This is a genomic window from Mesorhizobium sp. M0808 (assembly GCF_040320025.1).
In the GTDB taxonomy this organism is placed as follows: Bacteria; Pseudomonadota; Alphaproteobacteria; order Rhizobiales; family Rhizobiaceae; genus Mesorhizobium.
The window spans coordinates 57,219-76,636 of record NZ_JAMYOX010000031.1; the positions used below are offsets into that span (position 1 = coordinate 57,219).

Consider the following 19,418-nt stretch of genomic DNA (forward strand, 5'->3'; position numbering starts at 1 on the left):
CTTTCGAGCCACGGCACGATCACCAAAGTGGTCGCTTCGCATCCTCGAGCTATTGCGCTGATGATACCGTCTGGACCCAGCACCGTTCCGGCTAGGCCGTGGCTTGCCAAATAGGCTAAAATGTCTGTTGCGGCGGGTGCTCGTCGAGTTTACTCACGCTCGTCCCCCTTGCCTGATCTCATCTCCGGTGCTGGGGGCTGGCAGCAAGCACCAGGTGGCGCGGCTCGACCTTCGCAGGAAACGCGGCGGTTCATGTTCGCCGCCTCTGGCTCGAGCACGTGCCCAAGGTGAGATTCGGGTATGGCGTCGAAACTGGCCGGATTAGCCTAGTCAGGCGTTCAAACTTCCCTCACCTGCAGACACTGGCAGAGATATTCGCTCAGCAATACTACAGGCGGAACATGCATCGCCGACCCGGACTGTGGCCAAGCTCCAGCCGAGGTAAACAAGACCGCCTCGTCGGCAGTCTGAGCGATCGGGCAGTCCGCGCGGGTCGTAATGGCAATCGTATATGCTCCGGTTTTGCGCGCAATTGCCAGAAAAGCCCTGGTTTCCTCAGTGTGGCCAAGCGAGGAAACGCCAAGAGCAAGGCCCGACGAGCCAAGTCTCCGCGCAAGAGCGTGAGACATGGTGGCGGACCCCGAGGAATGCGCGGGGAACCCTAGCCAGATCAGCCGCATGGCCAAAATATCAGCGCAGACTGAAGACGGCCCCGCGCCAAACACTTCGACGCGACGGGCCGCTCGGACGCGGTTGGCAAGCCCAGTAATTTGAAGATCGTCAAAACCTCGAGCGGACGCGGCAATTGAGCTTTGTAAAGCAGTACTGAGAGCGGCGACCCCCGGTGCTACGTCTATATCTTCTGGTGCGGCGCGTTCAGCCAGCTCAATCAGCGTTACCCGCTCAATGTCGCCGCTGAGCGCAATCTTAAACTCGCGGAATCCCGAGAGTCCCAGCCTTCGGCAAAATCTTATTATTGAAGCAGGCCCAGTTGCGGTGTCGTGCGCTAGGTCGGCGATGGACATCGTTAGAACAGCCTTCGGATCTTGCTCAATATACAGAGCTATACGTGCGAGCGCATTCGGAGCCGTATTGATTACATCATGGATCATGTCTAGCAGTGATTGCTGTGTCCGTCGGGGCTCTTGCATACTGTCCTAAGGTGTTCGATTCAATTGGAACTCAACTCCCCTACCCGAAGGCAAGGGAAATCCCCTGAATAACTCGAGTCTGCTGCAGGTGCATTGACGCAGATCAAAGACAAGTTCGATGCCGGATTTCCGGCCTGCTTCGTTCCCGGCGGCAGCCATTCCGAGCACCACGCTTTAGATGTCAGTGCGGATTCCGACGACAACGGCGTTCCGACCCAAAAACCGGATTCTCCATCGGTGTCCGCGAATTTCTGGTACACGCATTCCAGCTGGAGCACAGGTTCATGCCGACCTGATGGCAAAGTTTGTGTAAGCCAGCCAAGGTGGCCCGCTGTGTGGCAGCCAGATCGACCAAACATCGCATTCTCCAGCGGCGCAAGTCCCCCGGACGAGGCCGGACTCGCACCTTTCGGGGGCCAACCTGCTCCGCTGAGCCCTCCGTTGGTCCTAGCGCTTTAGGTCTTGTGCACTCTTACGATTGACTGGGTCTGAGCCACTCCCACGGCTACGAAGACGAACCCACCTTGGCGTTCTTCACCTATGTAACGCAGTATCGGCGCAGATTGGTTCAAGCTGCAAGATGGATGCGATTGCGCCCCGCCATCTTGGCGGAATAGAGAGCCGTATCAGCCCGAGCCAGCATATCTCGGTGGTGGTGTCGCCCGCGCGAGCAGTAGCGACTCCAGCCGAGAAGGTGTATCCAAATTCTAACTTCTCCCTGAGCGGCCGTGAGTTGCGAACACAGTTGAGCATCCTTGCGATGATCAGCTCCGCTGCAGCAGCTAATGTGTTTGGCAACACCAGGACGAATTCTTCTCCGCCCACGCGGCGAAACAGTCGGATCGTCTTACCTCTTTGTTCCCCCGGTCGACGAGTGCCGCCCTGAGACCCTCGATAAGGCATGCATCTTCGGAGTAAAGAGGACGCCCTATCGGCACCTACGCAAACTGTTGTTGAACGACCTGGCTGGCAGCGCCGAGGCGCCCAAGATCGCGATCTTCAACCAGGCGCACGCCGTCGAGCTTGTTCCGCTTGAGGCGGTGCGCAAACTTTTTCAGCCGCCAATCGAGCTTCCGGCCGCGCCGATCGAGCCATTCGTCGGCGGCTGACGGCAACCCAAGTTTCGAAACGATCGGTGCGGCCACCGGCTCGGGCAAGAGATAGCTGTCGAAACGACGGTACGCGGAAGACCGTTCCACCCACACGTCCCCAGAACGCAGCTTGTTGCGCAAATGGGCGAGCATTGCCGTTTCATAGAGCGGGCGATTGATCTTGCCATCCGGGCCGATCACCAGCTTGCGCCAGTCCTTCTTGAACGGCATCGGCGCATCGGGCGGAACATCGCGTTTGCCCAATCTCTTCAGTTCACGGAGCATACGGATTCCGGCGATCGTGCGGGCGCTTCTCCGCCCGCCTTTGAATTCCAAGGCCTCGATCAGCGTCGAGGCGAACGCCAGATCGACCTGCTCAGTCTGGAAGAGAAGATCGATACATCCTCAGCCGCAGGCGAGCTCGTGTTCCGTGTATTCGGTGCGATCGCTCATTTCGAGCGACGGCTGATTTCCGAGCGCACGAAAGATGGCGTGGCTGCAGCACGGGCGAAAGGGAGACAACCCGGTCGGCAACCGCTCGACATGTAAAAGGTCGAGGCCGCCATCAAGCTGATCAAGGCCAACATGTCGCCGACCGAAGCTGCGAGGCACTGGGTCTCGGCCGATCGACCGTCTATCGCCGAAATGAGGCGACTGGGCATCAGTCGGCCAGCGTAGTGAGCACTTCCGACGCTTTGCAAACTCTCGCTCTGGGAACTTCAAGGGCAAAGCGTGACCCGTTTTCGTCGTTGACTGCTCAATTGGGCCGACCGCTACGCCTGGAAGGCTGACGTTGCTGGGTCGGCTGGACCGGTCTCTGGAAGGCGGCGTGCAATTTCGTGTGCCAGGCGCTTATCGTTCGCTCGGCTTTTCGCAGTACCATCCAGTAGGGCAAGCTTTGCTGACATTCATCAAAGTGCGATGGGCCACGCTCTTCAGCCTTGTTCGGGCTTCCGGCGGGCGGCTGCAAGCATCGCCTGACCGACGCGCCGGTCGCCTTGGGCGTTCAGCATTTCGCCGGCATTGCAGATATCACGTGCCTCCTTGTTCTGGCTGAGCTTGGCTTTGCCTACAAGGCGGGTGATCTCGATCTCCAGGCCGATGATCGCCTTGACCATAGTGTCGATGAAGTCCTTCGGTGCGTTACCCATCTTCCATGGGACAGGCTCAGTCGCCTCGTGCCTGTGAGTCAGTTTGGCGACATTGCGGCGGACATAGCGTTCGTCGTCGTGGATTGTGATCCGTCCATATGCATGTGCGACGAGGTAGTTCCAGGTCGGCACCTGCTTGTGGAACTCCTGCTTGCTCGGATACCACCGCGGCGAAATGTAGGCGTCGGCGGCGCGGAACACCACGAGCACCTCATCGCCGGTCGCCACGTCCTGCCAAACTGGATTGTTGCGTGCGACGTGGCAGCGAAGGGTACCGTTTTCTCCCTGTGACGTGTCGAGTTCGAAGGGGATGTGATCGGCGTCGAGACCGCTCCAGCCATGGTTATCAGAACGCCGAGTGCGTTGTTCTCGATCAGTTCGTAAAGGACTTCTCGGCTCGGTTCATCGAAATGAGCGGGTAAATACATGACAGGTTCCTTCACTGGCCGCCGGGTTCGCTGTTCACCGGCTGGCATCCGATGGCAAGCGTTCCAACGCGGCGGCGATCTGGCGCTTCGCTGCTGAGGGCAGAGGCAGGATGGGACGCGGGGGGTCGGCACGGCAAATGTCGAGCAATTCGGCAAGTGCATAGACGACGCGAAGGCTCGAGAACTCCTTGAAGAGGCTCCAGAGCGGCGCAAGCGTGGCATCGATCCGTCGCGCTTCGGCCGCATCGCCCTGTTGCGCCGCCGTGACGATCTTCACGCAGACCTCGGGCAGGATGCCGGCGAGGACGCTGTACCATGTGTCGGCGCCGGCGATCATGGCCGCTGCAGCGTTCCAGTCGCCGCTGTAGCCGATCGAGAACCCTTCCGGCACAGTGCGCCTCTGGTCGGCCAGATGGCTCTTGATCGCATCGCCCTTGTCTGTCGGATTCTTGATAGCGACAATCCCACCCACCTTTGCCAGGCGGCTGACGAGTGCTGGGGTGAAATGGAAATGCGTCGTTCCTGGATTGTCGTAGATGACGATCGGAAGGCCACTTTCGCGCGCCACCGTCGAGAAATGTTCGAACACCTCGTCATCAGTGAGCGGGGTGTAAGAGGCGGCGGCAAGCAACCCCGCGGCAGCCCCAAGGGCCTTGGCGTCCTGCGCGAGCCTCACTGCTTCGTCGGTGCGCAGCGCGCCCACACCCACCACGACCGGCATTTGTCCCCCGGTTTCGTCCAAGGTCTCGGCGAGCGCCCGTCGCCGTTCCTCGCGCGTCAGATACATGTATGTGCCGGTGCTGCCGAGAAGACCGATGGAATCGACCTGAGCGGCGCAAAGCCTGGCAATCAGCTTGCGCAGAGCAACGGTATCGGCACGGCCGTCACGATCGGTCGGCGTGATGGGAAACGCGGAAAGGCCGCTCAGGAATGCCATGGCAAGGCTCCGGGTTTGTACGCGAGCGCGGGACTGGCCGGACCACAGGTCATCACAAGGCGTCCAGAGCCCGCCGCATGTCGGCGATCAGGTCCTCAGCGTCTTCAAGACCCACCGAGAGACGCATGAGGTCCTCGCCGACTCCATCGGCCAGATGCGCATCCTTGCGGATCGGCTGACGAGCACGGGTCAGGCTTGCCGGATGATAGATGAGGCTGTCGGCATCGCCGAGGCTGACAGCCCGGGTGATCAGGTTGAGCCGGTCCATCATCCGCCGCGCGCCCTCGAACCCAGCGTGGAGGCCAAAGGCCAACATGCCCGACCCTTGGGACATCTGCTTTCGCGCCGTCACCTGATCAGGGTGCGAGTCGAGGAAGGGATAACTCACCCATGCCACCGCCGGGTGCGCCTCGAGCGCCTGAGCCACCGCAAGGGCCGTGGCGCTGTGCCGTTCCATGCGCAGCGTGAGCGTCTTCAGACCGCGCAGGATCAGGAAGGCTGACATGGGCGAGAGCGCTGCGCCGGTGATGTAGCGCAGGCCCGTTTCGTGCAGCGTGCGGAGCGTTTGCGCGTCGCCGAGAATGGCCCCGCCAAGGGCATCGCCGTGCCCATTGATGTATTTGGTCAGGGAGTGGAGCACGAGGTCGGCCCCATGTTCGAGCGGCCGCTGGAGCGCGGGGGAGGCGAAGGTGCTGTCGACTGCAACCTTTACACCGCGCGCGTGGGCGCGCTCGGCAATGGCAGCGATGTCGCAGATGCGGCTCAGCGGATTCACCGGCGTCTCGAAGAAAACAAGCCGGGTCCGCTCGGTAATCGCGGCATCGAGATTGTGAGGATCGGACAGGTCGACCGCGACGACCTTGATGCCGAAGCGGGGGACCGCCTGTTCGACCATGGCAAGCGTGTTCACATAAAGCGTCCTGTGGACGATGAGTTCATCGCCTTGGGACAGGAGCGACAGGATCAGCGTCCCGAAAGCCGCCATCCCCGAGGCAACGACCAGACCTGCCTCGGCTCCTTCCAGATTGGCAAGCCGTTGTTCGAGGATCTCCGTCGTCGGATTGTATTCGCGCGCATAGAGCCTTCCGCCAAGCGCGGCGGCGGCCTCGTTCGCTGCCACGCTTTCGAATCCATAGGTCGAGGTCAAGAAGACTGGCGGCTGAACGGCATTGGAAAAGCCGGCGGGATCGTAGCCATGATGGATCGCCCGAGTGGCGAATCCGGAACCGGTGTCGTTGAGCGACCGCGTGAGAGCATCGGTCTCGGATTGATAGGAGCGGGTCATTCGGCCTCTAGATCTTTCTTGGGTTTCCGAAAGATTGACGGCAAACTGGCCAATGTGAAATATCCAGTTGGCGATGAATGAAATGGTCCAGTCTTCAAGTGCCGGTTCTGCAGGTCGCACGCACGCGATGGGTGCACGCCAGATCTACGAGGCTCTTCGCGAGCAGATCCTCGGAAGTGTCTACGAAACCGGCAGTCAGCTGCCGTCCTCCCGAGGCCTCGCAAATGACCTTGGGGTTTCGCGAACGACGGTGACGGTCGCCTATGAGCAACTGGCTGCGGAAGGTTTCATCGACGTCCGTCAAGGCGCACGACCCCGCGTTGCATCTTCGTTGATCGGTCCTGGGACAAGCCGCACGCCTGCGAAACGGGTCGGCCCGGTTCTTCTGTCCGCCTATGGGGGCCGACTGCGCGTCACGCCGCCCTGGCCGGATTATCTGCCGACTGGGCTGAAGGTCGATTTCCGCTATGGCGACCTGGCGCCGTCAGACTTCCCCGCATTGGTCTGGAAACGTGCGATGAACGAGGCGATGGGGCAGCGCCCGTTGCGTCTTGCCTATGAGGATCCGCGCGGCTCGCGCCGGCTGCGCCAGGCGCTCCAGGGCTATCTCTGGCGCGCCCGAACCCTGAGCTGCGACCTCGAGCAGATAATCATCGTCAACGGTTCGCAGCAGGGCCTCGACCTGTGCGCGCGCCTGCTTCTCGATCCCGCCGACCGCTTTGTCATCGAGGACCCGTGCTACAGGATGGCGCGTCAGGTCTTTGCCAGTACGGGTGCCTCGCCCATCCCGGTCACCGTCGACGAGGACGGGATGAAGACGGAGTTGCTGGCGGGGATCGGGGCGCGACTGGCCTATGTCACGCCATCGCATCAGTTTCCGCTGGGCGGCGTCATGCCGATCGCGCGCCGCCACCAGCTTCTGGAATGGGCGCGGCACAACAATGCCTACGTGATCGAGGACGACTACGACAGCGAATATCGCTACGACATCAATCCGGTCCCTCCGCTGCACAGTCTCGAGGACCACGGGGCTGTCATCTACCTCGGCACGATCTCCAAAACGCTCTCGCCGATGCTGCGTATCGGCTACCTCGTCGTCCCGCCGGAATTGCAGGAGGTCTTCGCAACCGCCAAACAATTCGCGGACCGGCATTCGCCGGTAGCTGAACAGGAGGCTCTGGCCTCTTTAATCGAGAGTGGCGGCTACGAAAGCCATGTGCGGCGCGTGCGCAGGCTGAACGGCGAGCGTCGGGAGACGTTGTTGGGCGCCTTGCGGCGCAGCTTCGGTGATCGCATCGCTGTCCAGGGAGCAGAGGCCGGTCTGCACGTCGTCGTTTGGTTCGACGAACTGCCGCGATCGCGGGAAACGACCCTGGTCGAAGCCGCCCGAGGCGCGGGCCTGGGGCTGCACCTGATCTCGCCGCTATACGAACAGCCATCGGACGAAGGCCGCGCGGATCGCGTCGGTCTTGTCATGGGATATGCCGCCTTGAGCATTAGGCAGATCGGGAAGGGCGTTGAGGTCCTGCGAGAGGTTGTCAAGCAGGTGCAAGACGCGATGCCGGCGCGGAACAACTGAGACAGGGGGAGGTCAAAGCAGGCGCTGAAAACGGTCCGAGGGGGCCCCGTATTTCTTTGCAACAGCCAACTGGACCGGGAAAACGCCATGCAACTGGCGCTGTTGATCAGGCCAGTTTTGCAGCAGGTTTCCACGAGACGAATTTCCGAGAGCGATGATGATCTGGCTAGGAAAGCTGCTTCATATCCATATCGCGCCTGCTGCCTCCTATGAAATGGAGGAGCTAGCGGAGGCGCAGCTTATTGCCGGCCAAGGCATTGTCGGAGATCGCTACTACCTGGGGGCGGGGACCTATTCGGCGCGTCCCGACGTTCGCGAGGTGACGCTGATCGAAGCTGAAGTTCTGGAAGCCATCGCGCAGGGCGAACCCAGGATACCGGGCTTCAAGGCCAAGCTTGCGCCCGAAGATCACCGGCGCAATCTGACGACACGAGGCGCTCCGCTAGGCCATCTTGTCGGCAAACGCTTCCGGGTCGGGGAAACGATCCTTAGAGCCGCCCGGATGAATGTCCCGTGCAAGTATATCGAGGAGTTGCTGGGGCTTCCGGGTCTCTACGACGGGCTTCTGAACCGCTCCGGCCTGAACTGCGCAATCGAGGTCGGGGGCGTGATCCGCCCCGGTGATCTGATCTTGCCCATCGACGAGTGAAACGCCATGGCCTCGCCCCGCATCGTCATGAAGCTGACCGTGACCGCTGTCCGCAAGGAGCCGGGGGAAGTACTGGTCATCGGCCTCAAACACCCGCGCAAACCTGTGCTGCCGCCGTTCGAGGCGGGTTCTCACGTCGATGTCCATCTGCCTGAAGGGAAGGTGCGTCAGTATTCTCTTTGCGGCGACCCGACCGAGCTCAGCCGCTACACCATCGCGGTGAAGCGCGAGAATGACGGCCGTGGCGGCTCGGCGTGGATCCACGAAACCATTGCCGTCGGCTCCACACTGCCTGTCTCCGCGCCACGCAACCATTTTGCGCTCAAGCCAGGCGAGGGGCCGACTTTGCTGCTGGCAGGGGGGATCGGGATCACCCCGGTTCTGGCCATGGCGCGCGCGCTCACCCGGCAGGCCAAGTCCTTCGAGTTGCACTATTTCACCCGCAGCCGGGCGCTCACGCCACTCTTGCCGGTGATCGAGGGCGATCTTCCTGGCGGCAATGTTCGGCTCCATTTCGACGACGAGACGGCGACCCGGCAGGACATCGCCGCGCTGCTGGCGAACCGTTCGGCCGAGGCACAGGTTTACTATTGCGGACCGCCCGGATTCATGGCCGCCGTGGGGCGGGCGGCTGAACACTGGCCTGAGGGCACGGTTCATTTCGAAACTTTCCAGCCTCCCGACTTTGATGGCGCACCACCGGAACCATTCGTCATAGAACTCCGTGAGGGCAGGATGATTGAGGTTTCGGCGCAGACCACGGCGCTCGCGGCTCTGCGCGCCACCGGGGTGCCCTTACTGGCCTCATGCGAGAACGGGGTTTGCGGGACCTGCGAATGCGTTATGCTTAGTGGACAGCCGATCCATCGGGATTCCGTCCTGTCCAAAGACACACGCGGCCATCGCTTCATCCCCTGCGTGTCACGCGCGACGGGCGTGCTGAAGCTCGATCTTTGACGATCTACTCTGGGAGGCATCGGTCCGACCGCTGATTTTCGGGGAAGTGAATGATGACGAAACTTGCATATTTGAACGAGATCGAGCGCTGCGCTTCCTGGCTCGCAGCCTGGACGATCCACCACGCCAATCACGTCCGCGAGGGAGATGAGATCAAGGTCGGCGGCCATCAGGCTTCTTCAGCCTCCCTGAGCACGATCATGACTGCACTCTACGGATCGGTGCTGCGCCCGCAGGACCGGGTGGCGGTCAAACCTCACGCGGCGCCGATCTTCCACGCACTCCAGTATCTCGCCGGCAACCAGACCCGTGAAAAGCTCATGAACTTTCGCGGCTACAAGGGCGCCCAAAGCTACCCTTCGCGGACCAAAGACATCGACGATGTCGATTTCTCGACCGGGTCGGTGGGTCTCGGCGTCGCGCAGACGCTGTTTTCCTCGCTGGTGCAGGACTACGTCTCGGCCCATGGCTGGATGAAGGGCCGCCCCGAGGGTCGGATGATCAGCCTGATCGGCGATGCCGAAATGGACGAGGGCAACATCTACGAAGCCCTGATCGAGGGCTGGAAGCACGGGCTACGGAACTGCTGGTGGATCGTGGACTACAACCGCCAGTCGCTCGACGCCGTGATCCGGGAGGGCCTCTGGCAGCGGTTCGAGCAGATTTTCCGCAATTTCGGCTGGGATGTGATGATCCTGCGCCATGGTGCGCAGCAAGAGGCAGCCTTCACTGAGCCGGGGGGCGAGAAGCTGCGTGAGTGGATCGAGCGGTGTCCCAACCAGCTCTATGCGGTGCTGACCTTCCAAGGGGGTGCTGCCTGGCGCAAGCGGCTCCTCGACGAGATCGGAGATCAGGGGCCGGTCGCCGCCCTGATTGAACGCCGCTCCGACGACGCGATGCAGGCACTCATGACGAACCTTGGCGGGCATGACATGCCGAGCCTCCTGGAAGCCTTCGAAGCGGCTTCCAGCCATGACCGGCCCGTCTGCTTCATCTGCTACACCATCAAGGGCTACGGTCTGCCGCTTGCCGGACACAAGGACAACCATGCGGGACAGATGACGCCTGCGCACATGGAAGGTTTCCGCCGGCAAATGGCCGTCAAGCCGGGTGAGGAGTGGGACAAATGGGCCGCCGCCACCCTGCCGGAAGCGGAGCTTGACGCCTTCCTCGCCAAGGTGCCGTTCTTCGGTGAAGGGCGTCGGCGGTTGTCGGCGCCGTCAGTGCCGGTGCCCGCAACCCTTCCGTTGCCGGGACAGCCCGGCAAGCCGCTGTCGACCCAGATGGGCTTCGGTCAGATTCTGACCGACATCGCTCGCGAGCAGAGTCCACTTGCCGAACGCATCGTCACCACCTCGCCCGATGTGACGGTCTCGACCAATCTCGGGGGCTGGGTCAACCGGCGCGGCCTTTTTGCCCGCGAGACCATGGCCGACACCTTCAAGGCCGAACGCATCCCCTCCACCTACAGTTGGGAGTTCGGACCGAAGGGGCAGCATCTGGAACTCGGGATCGCAGAGTCAAACCTGATGATCATGCTCGGGGCGCTCGGACTATCGCATTCGATCAACGGCGTCCGTCTGCTGCCGATCGGGACGGTCTACGACCCGTTCATCTATCGTTCCGCCGATCAACTGAATTATGCCTGCTACCAGGACGCGCGTTTCATGCTGGTCGCCACGCCCTCCGGCGTGACGCTGGCGCCGGAGGGCGGGGCGCACCAATCGATCGGCACCCCGCTGATCGGCATGGCGCAGGATGGGCTTTGCGCCTTCGAACCGGCCTTCGTCGACGAGCTGTCCGTGATCATGCGCTTCGCGTTCGATTACATGCAGCGCAACGGCGAAGGAGATCCGGACGAAACGACATGGCTGCGTGATCAGACCGGAGGGTCGGTCTATCTGCGCTTGTCCACCCGGCCGCTCGAGCAGCCGCTGCGCGACATGAGGCCGGACCTGGCACGGGATATCGTCAATGGCGCCTATTGGCTGCGACCGCCTGGGCCGAACGCCAGCGTGGTGATCGCTTATCAAGGCGTTGTCGCGCCGGAGGCGATTGCAGCGACGGGGCTTCTGGCAGAGGACCGGCGCGACGTCGGGCTGATGGCAATCACGTCAGCCGACCGGCTGAACGCGGGCTGGCAGGCAGCGGAGCGTGCCCGCCAGCGCGGAATGACCGGCGCCCTTAGCCACGTCGAGCGGATGCTGGCGCCGCTGTCGCGAGATTGCGGGATCGTTACCGCAATTGATGGTCACCCGGCGACGCTTGCGTGGATCGGCGGCGTGAACGGGCATCGCGTCAAGGCGCTTGGGGTCGAGCACTTTGGTCAGACCGGCACGATTGCGGACCTCTACCGTCACCACGGCCTAGACACCAACGCCATCGTACATGCGGCACAGGCGGTCAGTGCGGGACCGGCTATTCGCTACCGGAAGGCGCTGCCCTGACCATGAGCTACCGGATGGTCCGTGGCCGGTAGCGGATCGGCTGGTTCCACAGGCGTTCCGGTTCGAACGCTCGATATCAAGCGGCAAAAGGAGGCATTCATGAGTATCGCGCCCGATGAGCACGAGAAGGTGATGACGTTCGATGACATCGAGCTCAGCCCGCAGAAGGAGATCGTCCGGGTGTTCTACAAGGACATTGGGATCACGCGGCCGTCGACTTGATCCCGGCAATCTTTCATGAGGGGTTCACTTTCCGCGGGTCGCTCGGCCCGGTTCTCGTGGGGCACAGTGCGTTCGCTGACTATGTCAGACGGGTGACGAGCTCTCTCGATCACTACACATCCTACATCCTGGAAATGGTCGAGGAGGGAAATCGGGTCTCAGCGAAGCTCCGCTTCCACGGAATCCATCGCCGTCCGCTGCTCGGTCGCGCCCCCACCGGTCGGCACGTGTGGTGGTACGGCATGTCGATCTTCACATTCGAGGACGGCAAGGTGAGAGACCTCTGGGTGCTGGGCGACATTCACGGGCTGATCAGCCGGATCGACGGCATCGCGCACGAGCAACCGGAGTTCCGCGCGGGGTCGACCGGGGCGGATCCTTCAACCGCGTCATCACGTAGTCCCAGGGATCGATGAAGATGCGCCGGCTCATCGTCTGTGGAGCAATTGCCGTTCAGCAGGAACCACAGCCCGCAATGGGGCGGGTGGACACGCATCCGCGATTTGCCCCACGCATCCTGCGGTGTTCCACGCATGAGAGTGATGGCTGCAGGTCTCGCTGCCGTCGCATTCGGTGCGGGCGACTTTCTTGGCGGTGTCGCCGCCCGGGGTGCCGAAGCCACGCGTCTTGCCCGCGCGGCCTCAGCATTGCCGCCGTGGCCAGCCTTCTCGATGGAAATGCAAACCTGTTGCTGATGGTGGCTTTCGCCACCGAGGATTGGCCGAAACCGCGGCCGTCGCCTCGCTATCCGGTCGCGATGATCGTGCTGGCCATTAAGGTTCTGCGCGAGCGGCCTTCAATGACACAGGGAATCGGTCTGCTTTTGGCCATTCCTGCCGTCTCCTTCTCAGATCCACCTAAGGAGGTGCTCCATGCAACTCGAATCCAAAGCGATACATGCGGGTCGGGGTGTCGATCCTTTCACCGGCGCCGTCACGATCCCCCTTCCATCCCAGTACGATCTTCGAACGGAGTGCGGACGGTGGCTACCCGTCGGGCTATGAATATATCAGGGATGCCAACCCGACGCGGAACGCGTTCGAAACGGCGATGGCCGCGCTTGAAGGAGGTCACGCCGCTGTCGCCTTCTAGTCTGGCATGGCCGCCATTACGGCGGTGTTCGAGGCGCACCCCCGCAAGGGCAATCGTATTGTCGTGCCGGACGACATGTATTTCGGCATCCGATCGCTGATTGACGAAACCGATATCGGAAGCCGGTTCGACTTCGTCGCCGTCGACATGCGCGACCTGGACGCGCTGCGCACGGCCGTGGGTGCCGCCCCCACGGGCCTCGTGTGGATCGAGACCCCCTCGAACCCGCTCATCCGTGTCGTGGATATCCGGGCGGCTTGCGACAAAGCGCACGAGGCCGGTGCGATTGCGGTGGTTGACAACACCTGGGCGACGCCCGTCCTCCAGCGCCCGTTCGAATTGGAGGCCGATGCCGTGATGCATTCGGCAACGAAATACATAGGTGGCCATTCCGATATGATGGCTGGGGTCGTCGTCTTGCCGGACGCCGCGTCTCTGGAACGCCCCCTGCGCATGATCCAGCGGCACAAGGGAAGCGTCGCGGCTCCCTTCGACTGCTGGCTGGCACTTCGTGGGCTGCAGTCTTTGCCGGTTTGCATGCGAGCCCACTGTGACGGCGCCCAGAAAGTCGCCGAAGCGCTGGGCAAGCATCCGGCAGTCGAAAGTGTTCTCTTTCCGGGCCTGCCCGATGACCCGGGCCATGAGTTGGCCGGGCGGCAGATGTCTGGCTACGGTGCCATGCTTTCCTTCATCATTCGAGGCGGCGCCGAGGCAGCCATGACGGTCGCTGGGCGGCTCAATCTTGTGGTGCGGGCCACGAGCCTTGGGGGCACGCATTCGCTGATGGAGCATCGGGCCTCTGTAGAAGGACCAAAGTCGATTGCTCCGGCGGGGTTGCTGCGCATCTCGGTCGGGCTCGAGCACCCGCAAGACATAATCGACGATCTCTGCCAGGCCTTGTCCACGGCGGAATGATGGAATTATCCAGCGCATGGTGCGGCATGCACCTCGCCGATGCTAGAAGATCTGGACGCTCGACAAGCACCCTTCTTCATACATCTCCCGAACGACCGCCAGCGCAAAGCCTCCCCATGAGAAAAGAGCATCCCATGTCTTTCCCGCCCATTGATTGCCCCCGAGATCAAGGCCCGCTACCCGGATTTTCATCTGATCAGCATTGTGGTACGGAACGCTGAAATCGACGTGCCGGATGCACAGGCGTTGAACGACACGATTGCGGCGGCGGAACAGGCCGCGCTTCGCGATGACGCCCAAAGGGACGCGCATCTTGCGGCGTGGGCCGTTGCCTACGCGGCTTTCGGCACAAAAGCCAATCGATCGCCGTGCTCGGCCGCCGCGCTTCTCAAGCGTGTGCGGAAAGATGGCTCTCTCCCGCGGATATCCCCACTGGTTGATGCCTACAATGCCGTCAGCGTGTTGTATGGCGTTCCGGTTGGCGGGGAGGATCTCGATCTTTACCAGGGGTCCCGAGACTTTTAATTGCGAAGGGAGCGGAGCCATTCGACACGATCCAGCAAGGTGAAATGGTAACCGAGCATCCCGAACCGGGCGAAGTCATCTGGTGCGATGATGGCGGTGTCACGTGCCGCCGCTGGAACTGGCGGCAGGGGCGGCGCACCATGGTCACGGTCAATACCCGCGCCATGTGGCTCGTGCTGGAAGCCCTCGGCCCAATGTCAGCTAAACAGATGACGGCCACCGGAGAGCGTCTGATGGGACTTATCCAAGCGTTGTGCCCGGGTGCGCGAATCGAAACCGCGCGGATCGACGAGTCCACTACATCTCGTGTCCCTTAGGACATGGCCCCCACCTTTCGGGAAAAACACCCCACTCAGCCCTGTCCAGATCTGGCGCTCCTTGCTCGCTCCGCTGGCCTACACAGTTGATTGCGAACGACCCAGAGCGGCTCTCGAAAACGAGCGTCGAACGAAATCAGATCACCGTTTGTTCTCCCTTAGCGTTGTTGGCCTTTATCAACAAAAGACAGCAATAGGCTTGTGATCATGGCCTTCCCATGCGATTCTTGGACGTGATCTGGAGGGGATGAGAATGCCTGAAACGATGCTCGCAGCGCTTTCCAACATTCGGACCGTTGAAGAAATGATCGTGGCCTTCCGGGATGAAGAGCATTGCCGGCGATTGCTGGAAACCATGGTGTGGCCAGAAGGCAGGATCTGTCCCGCCTGTGGTTACAAGCGGTCGATCGCGCTTGCCGGCCGCGATACAGGCAAGCGGCGTGCGAGACCGGGCCTTTATCAATGTTCCAATGGCGCTTGCCGGTTCCAGTTCACGGTGACGACCCATACCCCGCTGCATTCGACCAAGCTGCCCTTGCGTGTTTGGCTGAAAGCCATGTGGCTGATGCTCCAGTCGGACAAGGGCTTGTCCTCGGTCCGACTCGCCGAGATCCTTGGCGTGAGCCAACCGACGGCCTGGCGCATGGGTCGCGCCCTGCGGCTGATGGTGGCCCGGGAAAACATGCTCGACGGCACGGTTGAGATCGATCATTTTCATCTCGGAGGAAGTCCCCGAAAGCGGCCGGATGAGCCACCTCCAGGACGGGGCCGGAAAGGTCAGGCGAATACAGAGAAGGCGCCGGTCGTGGCGATGGTGCAGCGGCCGACCGACGTCACGCCCGGCGCTCCGGCCGGTGACGCACGTGCCGCGGTCGTGACCGGTCTTTCGTTGCGCGCGGCCGAACGTGCGATTGAAACACAGATCGAAACCCACGCGCATTTGATGAGTGATGAGGCGAAGGCATTCATGGCCATCGGCGAGAGTTTTGCCAAGCATGAAACCGTGAAGCATTCCAGCCACGAATATGTTCGCGACACGGTCCACGTCAATTCGGTGGAGGGTTTCAATTCCCGCGTGCGGCGGACGATCGCCGGAGTCTTCCACCATATCAGCCCGCAACATGCTGACCTCTATTTCCATGAGATCGGCTTCCGCTGGTCCCAGCGCGTCGTGTCTGGAAGCGCCGTTCGGAAAACTCGGCATGGCCGGGAAATCATGCGAACGCTCTGGTCGCGGGTGCCGCCGGCGCTGCAACTGCCGACTGTGTTTCGGACCGCAACGGGGCGTCAGATGCGCCGAAGCCCCGATGGCGGTATCACCATCAAATCGGCCGTAGCTGTCTTTGGTTAATAAAGGCCGCGTTGTTTGGCGTACTTTTATCGCGATGCCCTCTGATACGCTGGCTGCAATAGCCGCAATCCTCCGGGCAGCCGCCTGTCTTGATGCTGAGAAGCCGGCTGAGCTGGACCTTGTTGGGATCGAAATTCTGGCGGTGCTCGGTTTGCGCAAGGAAGAGGAGATTTTGAAGGGGCATCGTGAAGGGCCTGAGCCTTCTCCAGGGTCCACGCTCCAGGGTCCACGCTCCAGGGTCAGGGGATTGAGCCTGTGGCGATGTCTGCATTGAACTGGCTGTTTGCATGTCCATGCTGTTCCTCCGGTTCTGCCGTAAGGGTGTTTGCTGTGACGACGATCGGAAAGGACACTTGACCCACTTGTAGTCCGCGCCTTTCGTCGACATAGCGGACTGGCTCTGGCCACCGGCAAGGTTGAAGAGTGTTCCGTTGTTGCAGTCGTACTTGGCCTACGTGAACCAGATGCCTGAGCACGCGGTCGCGTTTCAGGGTTGATCTACTCGTAAAAAGGTATTGTCTTAGGCGGAAGGCGGCACTTAATGCCGCTATTCCTATATCCATTGGCGCCCATCGGGTTCCCGGATTGAGCAAATCCGGATCACTATTTCATGCCGCTGCCAGCGTTGTGTCGGCCATGTGCACGCGCGCTGCCGCCGCCAGCAGGTCGGTCTGGGTGATCAGCCCAATAATGCGTCGCTCGGCATCGACGATGACCACGGCATGGCTGCGGCCGTCGGTGAGCACCGGCAGCAGGCTCATCGCCGGCGTGTCGGGAGAGGCGGTGGCAGCCTTCGACATCACAGCCCTCACCGTGTCGGTCGCCTTCGTCAGCTCGCGCAGGCCAACCACACCGACCAGCCAGCCCTCGGCGTCGGTCACCGGCAGCGTCCGGATGTTGTGATCGAGCAGCAAATGACGCGCCTGGTCGGCAGGCGCATGTTCATCGACCGAAATCACATCGCGCGACATGATGTCCTCGCACAGCAGGGTCCGGTGGGAGCGCACCATCTCCTGCAACTCGACCTGCCGTAGCAGCCGCTCAAGATCGTTGCGGTCGATATCGAAGGTTTCCTCCAGCGCGCCGAGCGCGGCATCGATATCCTCGGGCTGGAAGCCGACCCGCTCCCGCGCGGGCGGATCGATGGTTCCATGCGCGCTTTTAAGGGCGGGGGCCGCCACATGCGGATAGTTGCGCCGCGACAGTTTATGGATGCCGTAGCCGAGTGCGACCAGCACGATCGAGTTCAGCGCTACCGGAACGAAGGGAAACAGCAAGCCCGAGCTGAAGACGGCCGGTCCGCCGAACACCGCAGTTAAGGCGGCGGCGCCACCCGGCGGATGCAGGCAGCGCGTGAACGACATGGCGGCGATGGCCAGCGCCACCGCAATGCCGGTAGCAAGAACGGGTTCATGCACGAAATGCGCCACGGTCACCCCGACCAGCGCCGAAATCGTATTGCCACCGATAATCGACCAAGGTTGCGCCAGCGGGCTTGAAGGCACGGCAAAGAGCAGCACGGCCGATGCTCCCATTGGAGCAACCAGCAGTGCGACATGTGGGCCAGACCCGTTCGCCAGCGCACTGATCACGCCAGTCAATGCGATGCCGATCATGGCCCCGATGCAGGCGAGCAGCCGCTCGCGCAGCGTTGCACCGGCAAGGATCGGAACAAAGAGACGAAACGCCATGGCATACCCTTGGGCGAGTGGTCGGAACTCCGCGCTCCGCAATGCAGGCAAAGCCACAGATTTGGAAGTTAAGCCAATTCGGAAAGCCGGCTCACGGGGGAATACTTTTGCGCGAAACGGCCATTGCCAAATGGGTGCAGACATTTTGATCAGCCAGAGGAGGCGGACGGCACGCTGATCCGCTCGAGCGCAGCTAGAGGCCAAGGGCTGTCGTGCCGCGGGCAGCCGGAAATGGGGATGGTCGGAGGTCGAGCTGGGATGGACACTAAGGAATTCAGAGGCTTCGAAAAGCGTGCTGACAATGTCGGCATGGCAAGACAAATCAGGCCCTTGTCGCTCCACTTCCGAGGCGAACTCCAGCGGAGTACGGCTTCTACGCGGTGCTTGGTCTGCCTGTCCTTGCCACCATCGGATTCGTTGGCTGCTGAAACGTCCACCTGTAGCCGCTGAGAAGACGACTGCCGCCAGTGCCGTCGTGGAACCGCCATATGACGGCGGCTTGGTTACAGAGCCGGCTCGTGTCGATCGGGCGGGGGAGCCTGATGTGACGTACATGGTCCAGAAAGTGGCCAATGAAGGTGCTGGCATCGTCAACGTGATCAGGTCACGTAATAGCGGTAATACAACCGCGACCACGAGCCTCTCAGGCGTTCGATGAGGCGAGAAAATCCGATCACCAGACCAAGCGCGATTCCGCCACACTGCCACACACGAAACCGATCAGGTCACGTTCCAGGCTCACCAGAATATTGGAGCCGAGGCCACCTCGGCTGAACTCTGCCATGCCGCGGGCCGCCACCTTTTCCAGCCGCGGTAGAAAACGTGGGTCAGCAGCGCCGGCATGGGCGAGCAACTCCCAAATCGCGAGCAGCGCCATCAGCACCGCAAGCGGTGCCGATGAAGCGGAAGGCCGGCGGTGCGATGGAAGCGCCGCGACAGCCTATCCCGACCTGCAATCGTGATCAGGCTGATCGTGGGGTCTCCGGACGCCAGCGTTGCAGATAGTTTTCGGCAAGCGTGAGCAGGCCGTGGATCACCAATCCGGTCAGGCCGACCACGATCATGGCCGAAAGACGAGTTCCAATTGAAAGAGCTGACGACCATAGGCCATCAGGTATCGGAGCCCTTCGAACGATGCGATGAGTTCTACCGCAACCAGGGTCTGCCAGCCGTTGGCAAGGCCTTCTCGCAGCCCTGTAAAGATCGACGGCACGGCGGAAGGCAGCACGATCATCGTGAGTTTCGACCAGCGGCTGAACGAAAGGACACGGCCAGACCCCGTCTCACGACGACGCCGTTGCGCTTCGCCGCCATCAGGCTGCGTAGAGGACTTGCACGTCTAAAGCTGTCGATCATGCTCGGCACATAAAAAAGGGCGGCATCGCTGCCGCCCTTTCCGTAAGCTTGCGAGATTGGCTGAATTAGAAATCCATACCGCCCATGCCGCCCATGCCACCGCCGGGCATACCGGCCGGCATGCCGCCGCCAGCCGACTCCTTCTTCGGAGCCTCGGCGATCATGGCTTCCGTGGTGACCAGCAGGCCGGCGACCGAGGCCGCGTCCTGCAGAGCCGTGCGCACAACCTTGACCGGATCGACGATACCCATGGCGATCATGTCGCCATATTCGC

General features: G+C 61.8%; 16 protein-coding genes and 5 pseudogenes. 10 read left to right on the forward strand and 11 right to left on the reverse strand.

All coding sequences use genetic code 11. The features are described 5' to 3' along the window. Positions 1 to 338: 338 nt before the first annotated feature. Both NKI25_RS26855 and NKI25_RS26860 read right to left on the reverse strand, forming a co-directional pair. Entirely contained in the window at positions 339 to 1,112 is a 774-nt protein-coding gene (locus tag NKI25_RS26855) for a MurR/RpiR family transcriptional regulator (RefSeq protein WP_352529055.1), read from the reverse strand. A 1,031-nt stretch (positions 1,113 to 2,143) separates the two neighbouring features. After that, positions 2,144 to 2,602, reverse strand: a pseudogene (locus tag NKI25_RS26860) (Tn3 family transposase); the annotation flags it as partial. A 33-nt stretch (positions 2,603 to 2,635) separates the two neighbouring features. Here NKI25_RS26860 and NKI25_RS36545 point away from each other — a divergent pair. After that, positions 2,636 to 2,791: a recombinase family protein gene (locus NKI25_RS36545; protein ID WP_502894676.1), complete on the forward strand. Its 156-nt coding sequence runs from the start codon at positions 2,636 to 2,638 to the stop codon at positions 2,789 to 2,791. A 386-nt stretch (positions 2,792 to 3,177) separates the two neighbouring features. Here NKI25_RS36545 and NKI25_RS26870 read toward each other — a convergent pair whose 3' ends face one another. The 3 genes from NKI25_RS26870 to NKI25_RS26880 all read right to left on the reverse strand — a co-directional run bounded on the left by NKI25_RS26870 (position 3,178) and on the right by NKI25_RS26880 (position 6,043). Beyond that, entirely contained in the window at positions 3,178 to 3,705 is a 528-nt protein-coding gene (locus tag NKI25_RS26870) for an FMN-binding negative transcriptional regulator (RefSeq protein WP_352579574.1), read from the reverse strand. A gap of 150 nt (positions 3,706 to 3,855) precedes the next feature. After that, complete coding sequence (locus NKI25_RS26875; RefSeq protein ID WP_352999877.1) at positions 3,856 to 4,758, reverse strand: dihydrodipicolinate synthase family protein; 903 nt, start codon at positions 4,756 to 4,758, stop codon at positions 3,856 to 3,858. 52 nt (positions 4,759 to 4,810) lie between these two features. Then, positions 4,811 to 6,043, reverse strand: coding sequence for a trans-sulfuration enzyme family protein (locus NKI25_RS26880; RefSeq protein ID WP_352999879.1), 1,233 nt, complete (start codon positions 6,041 to 6,043; stop codon positions 4,811 to 4,813). A gap of 82 nt (positions 6,044 to 6,125) precedes the next feature. Here NKI25_RS26880 and pdxR point away from each other — a divergent pair, with 82 nt between their 5' ends. From pdxR to NKI25_RS26915, 7 genes and pseudogenes are all read left to right on the forward strand, one after another. Continuing rightward, on the forward strand, positions 6,126 to 7,622 hold the full coding sequence (gene pdxR / locus NKI25_RS26885; RefSeq protein WP_502897444.1) for a MocR-like pyridoxine biosynthesis transcription factor PdxR: 1,497 nt from the start codon (positions 6,126 to 6,128) through the stop codon (positions 7,620 to 7,622). Between the two features lie 157 nt (positions 7,623 to 7,779). Next, positions 7,780 to 8,271 carry an MOSC domain-containing protein gene (locus NKI25_RS26890; RefSeq protein WP_352788753.1) on the forward strand — a complete coding sequence of 164 codons (492 nt, stop codon included), beginning with the start codon at positions 7,780 to 7,782 and terminating at the stop codon, positions 8,269 to 8,271. A gap of 6 nt (positions 8,272 to 8,277) precedes the next feature. Beyond that, positions 8,278 to 9,228: a PDR/VanB family oxidoreductase gene (locus NKI25_RS26895; RefSeq protein ID WP_352826196.1), complete on the forward strand. Its 951-nt coding sequence runs from the start codon at positions 8,278 to 8,280 to the stop codon at positions 9,226 to 9,228. Positions 9,229 to 9,278: 50 nt separating this feature from the next. Beyond that, a complete protein-coding gene (locus NKI25_RS26900; RefSeq protein WP_502897445.1) occupies positions 9,279 to 11,675 on the forward strand; it encodes a thiamine pyrophosphate-binding protein in 2,397 nt (798 codons plus the stop codon). A 99-nt stretch (positions 11,676 to 11,774) separates the two neighbouring features. Beyond that, positions 11,775 to 11,897 carry a hypothetical protein gene (locus NKI25_RS26905; protein ID WP_352579567.1) on the forward strand — a complete coding sequence of 41 codons (123 nt, stop codon included), beginning with the start codon at positions 11,775 to 11,777 and terminating at the stop codon, positions 11,895 to 11,897. Continuing rightward, positions 11,894 to 12,313: an ester cyclase gene (locus tag NKI25_RS26910; protein WP_352788763.1), complete on the forward strand. Its 420-nt coding sequence runs from the start codon at positions 11,894 to 11,896 to the stop codon at positions 12,311 to 12,313. The genes NKI25_RS26905 and NKI25_RS26910 overlap by 4 nt, the downstream gene beginning before the upstream one ends. 481 nt (positions 12,314 to 12,794) lie before the next feature. Further along, positions 12,795 to 13,904, forward strand: a pseudogene (locus tag NKI25_RS26915) (trans-sulfuration enzyme family protein). Between the two features lie 42 nt (positions 13,905 to 13,946). Here the strand turns inward: NKI25_RS26915 and NKI25_RS36550 are convergent. After that, entirely contained in the window at positions 13,947 to 14,450 is a 504-nt protein-coding gene (locus NKI25_RS36550) for a hypothetical protein (RefSeq protein ID WP_502897446.1), read from the reverse strand. Between the two features lie 23 nt (positions 14,451 to 14,473). Here NKI25_RS36550 and NKI25_RS26925 point away from each other — a divergent pair, with 23 nt between their 5' ends. Both NKI25_RS26925 and NKI25_RS26930 read left to right on the forward strand, forming a co-directional pair. Further along, positions 14,474 to 14,746 (forward strand): phenylalanine--tRNA ligase beta subunit-related protein, encoded by a 273-nt coding sequence (locus NKI25_RS26925; protein WP_352788766.1) that lies wholly within the window; start codon positions 14,474 to 14,476, stop codon positions 14,744 to 14,746. A 253-nt stretch (positions 14,747 to 14,999) separates the two neighbouring features. Beyond that, positions 15,000 to 16,097 carry an IS1595 family transposase gene (locus NKI25_RS26930; protein ID WP_352999881.1) on the forward strand — a complete coding sequence of 366 codons (1,098 nt, stop codon included), beginning with the start codon at positions 15,000 to 15,002 and terminating at the stop codon, positions 16,095 to 16,097. Between the two features lie 49 nt (positions 16,098 to 16,146). On the opposite strand, the pseudogene NKI25_RS26935 reads toward NKI25_RS26930, so the two are convergent. The 5 genes and pseudogenes from NKI25_RS26935 to groEL all read right to left on the reverse strand — a co-directional run. Next, positions 16,147 to 16,327: pseudogene (locus NKI25_RS26935) on the reverse strand (biotin synthase BioB); the annotation flags it as partial. Between the two features lie 378 nt (positions 16,328 to 16,705). Then, positions 16,706 to 17,788: an HPP family protein gene (locus NKI25_RS26940; protein WP_352999882.1), complete on the reverse strand. Its 1,083-nt coding sequence runs from the start codon at positions 17,786 to 17,788 to the stop codon at positions 16,706 to 16,708. 673 nt (positions 17,789 to 18,461) lie between these two features. Further along, a complete protein-coding gene (locus NKI25_RS26945) occupies positions 18,462 to 18,665 on the reverse strand; it encodes an ABC transporter permease family protein (RefSeq protein WP_352788772.1) in 204 nt (67 codons plus the stop codon). Between the two features lie 183 nt (positions 18,666 to 18,848). Then, a pseudogene (locus NKI25_RS26950) lies at positions 18,849 to 19,046 on the reverse strand (ABC transporter permease subunit); the annotation flags it as partial. A 163-nt stretch (positions 19,047 to 19,209) separates the two neighbouring features. Next, positions 19,210 to 19,418: pseudogene (gene groEL, locus NKI25_RS26955) on the reverse strand (chaperonin GroEL); the annotation flags it as partial.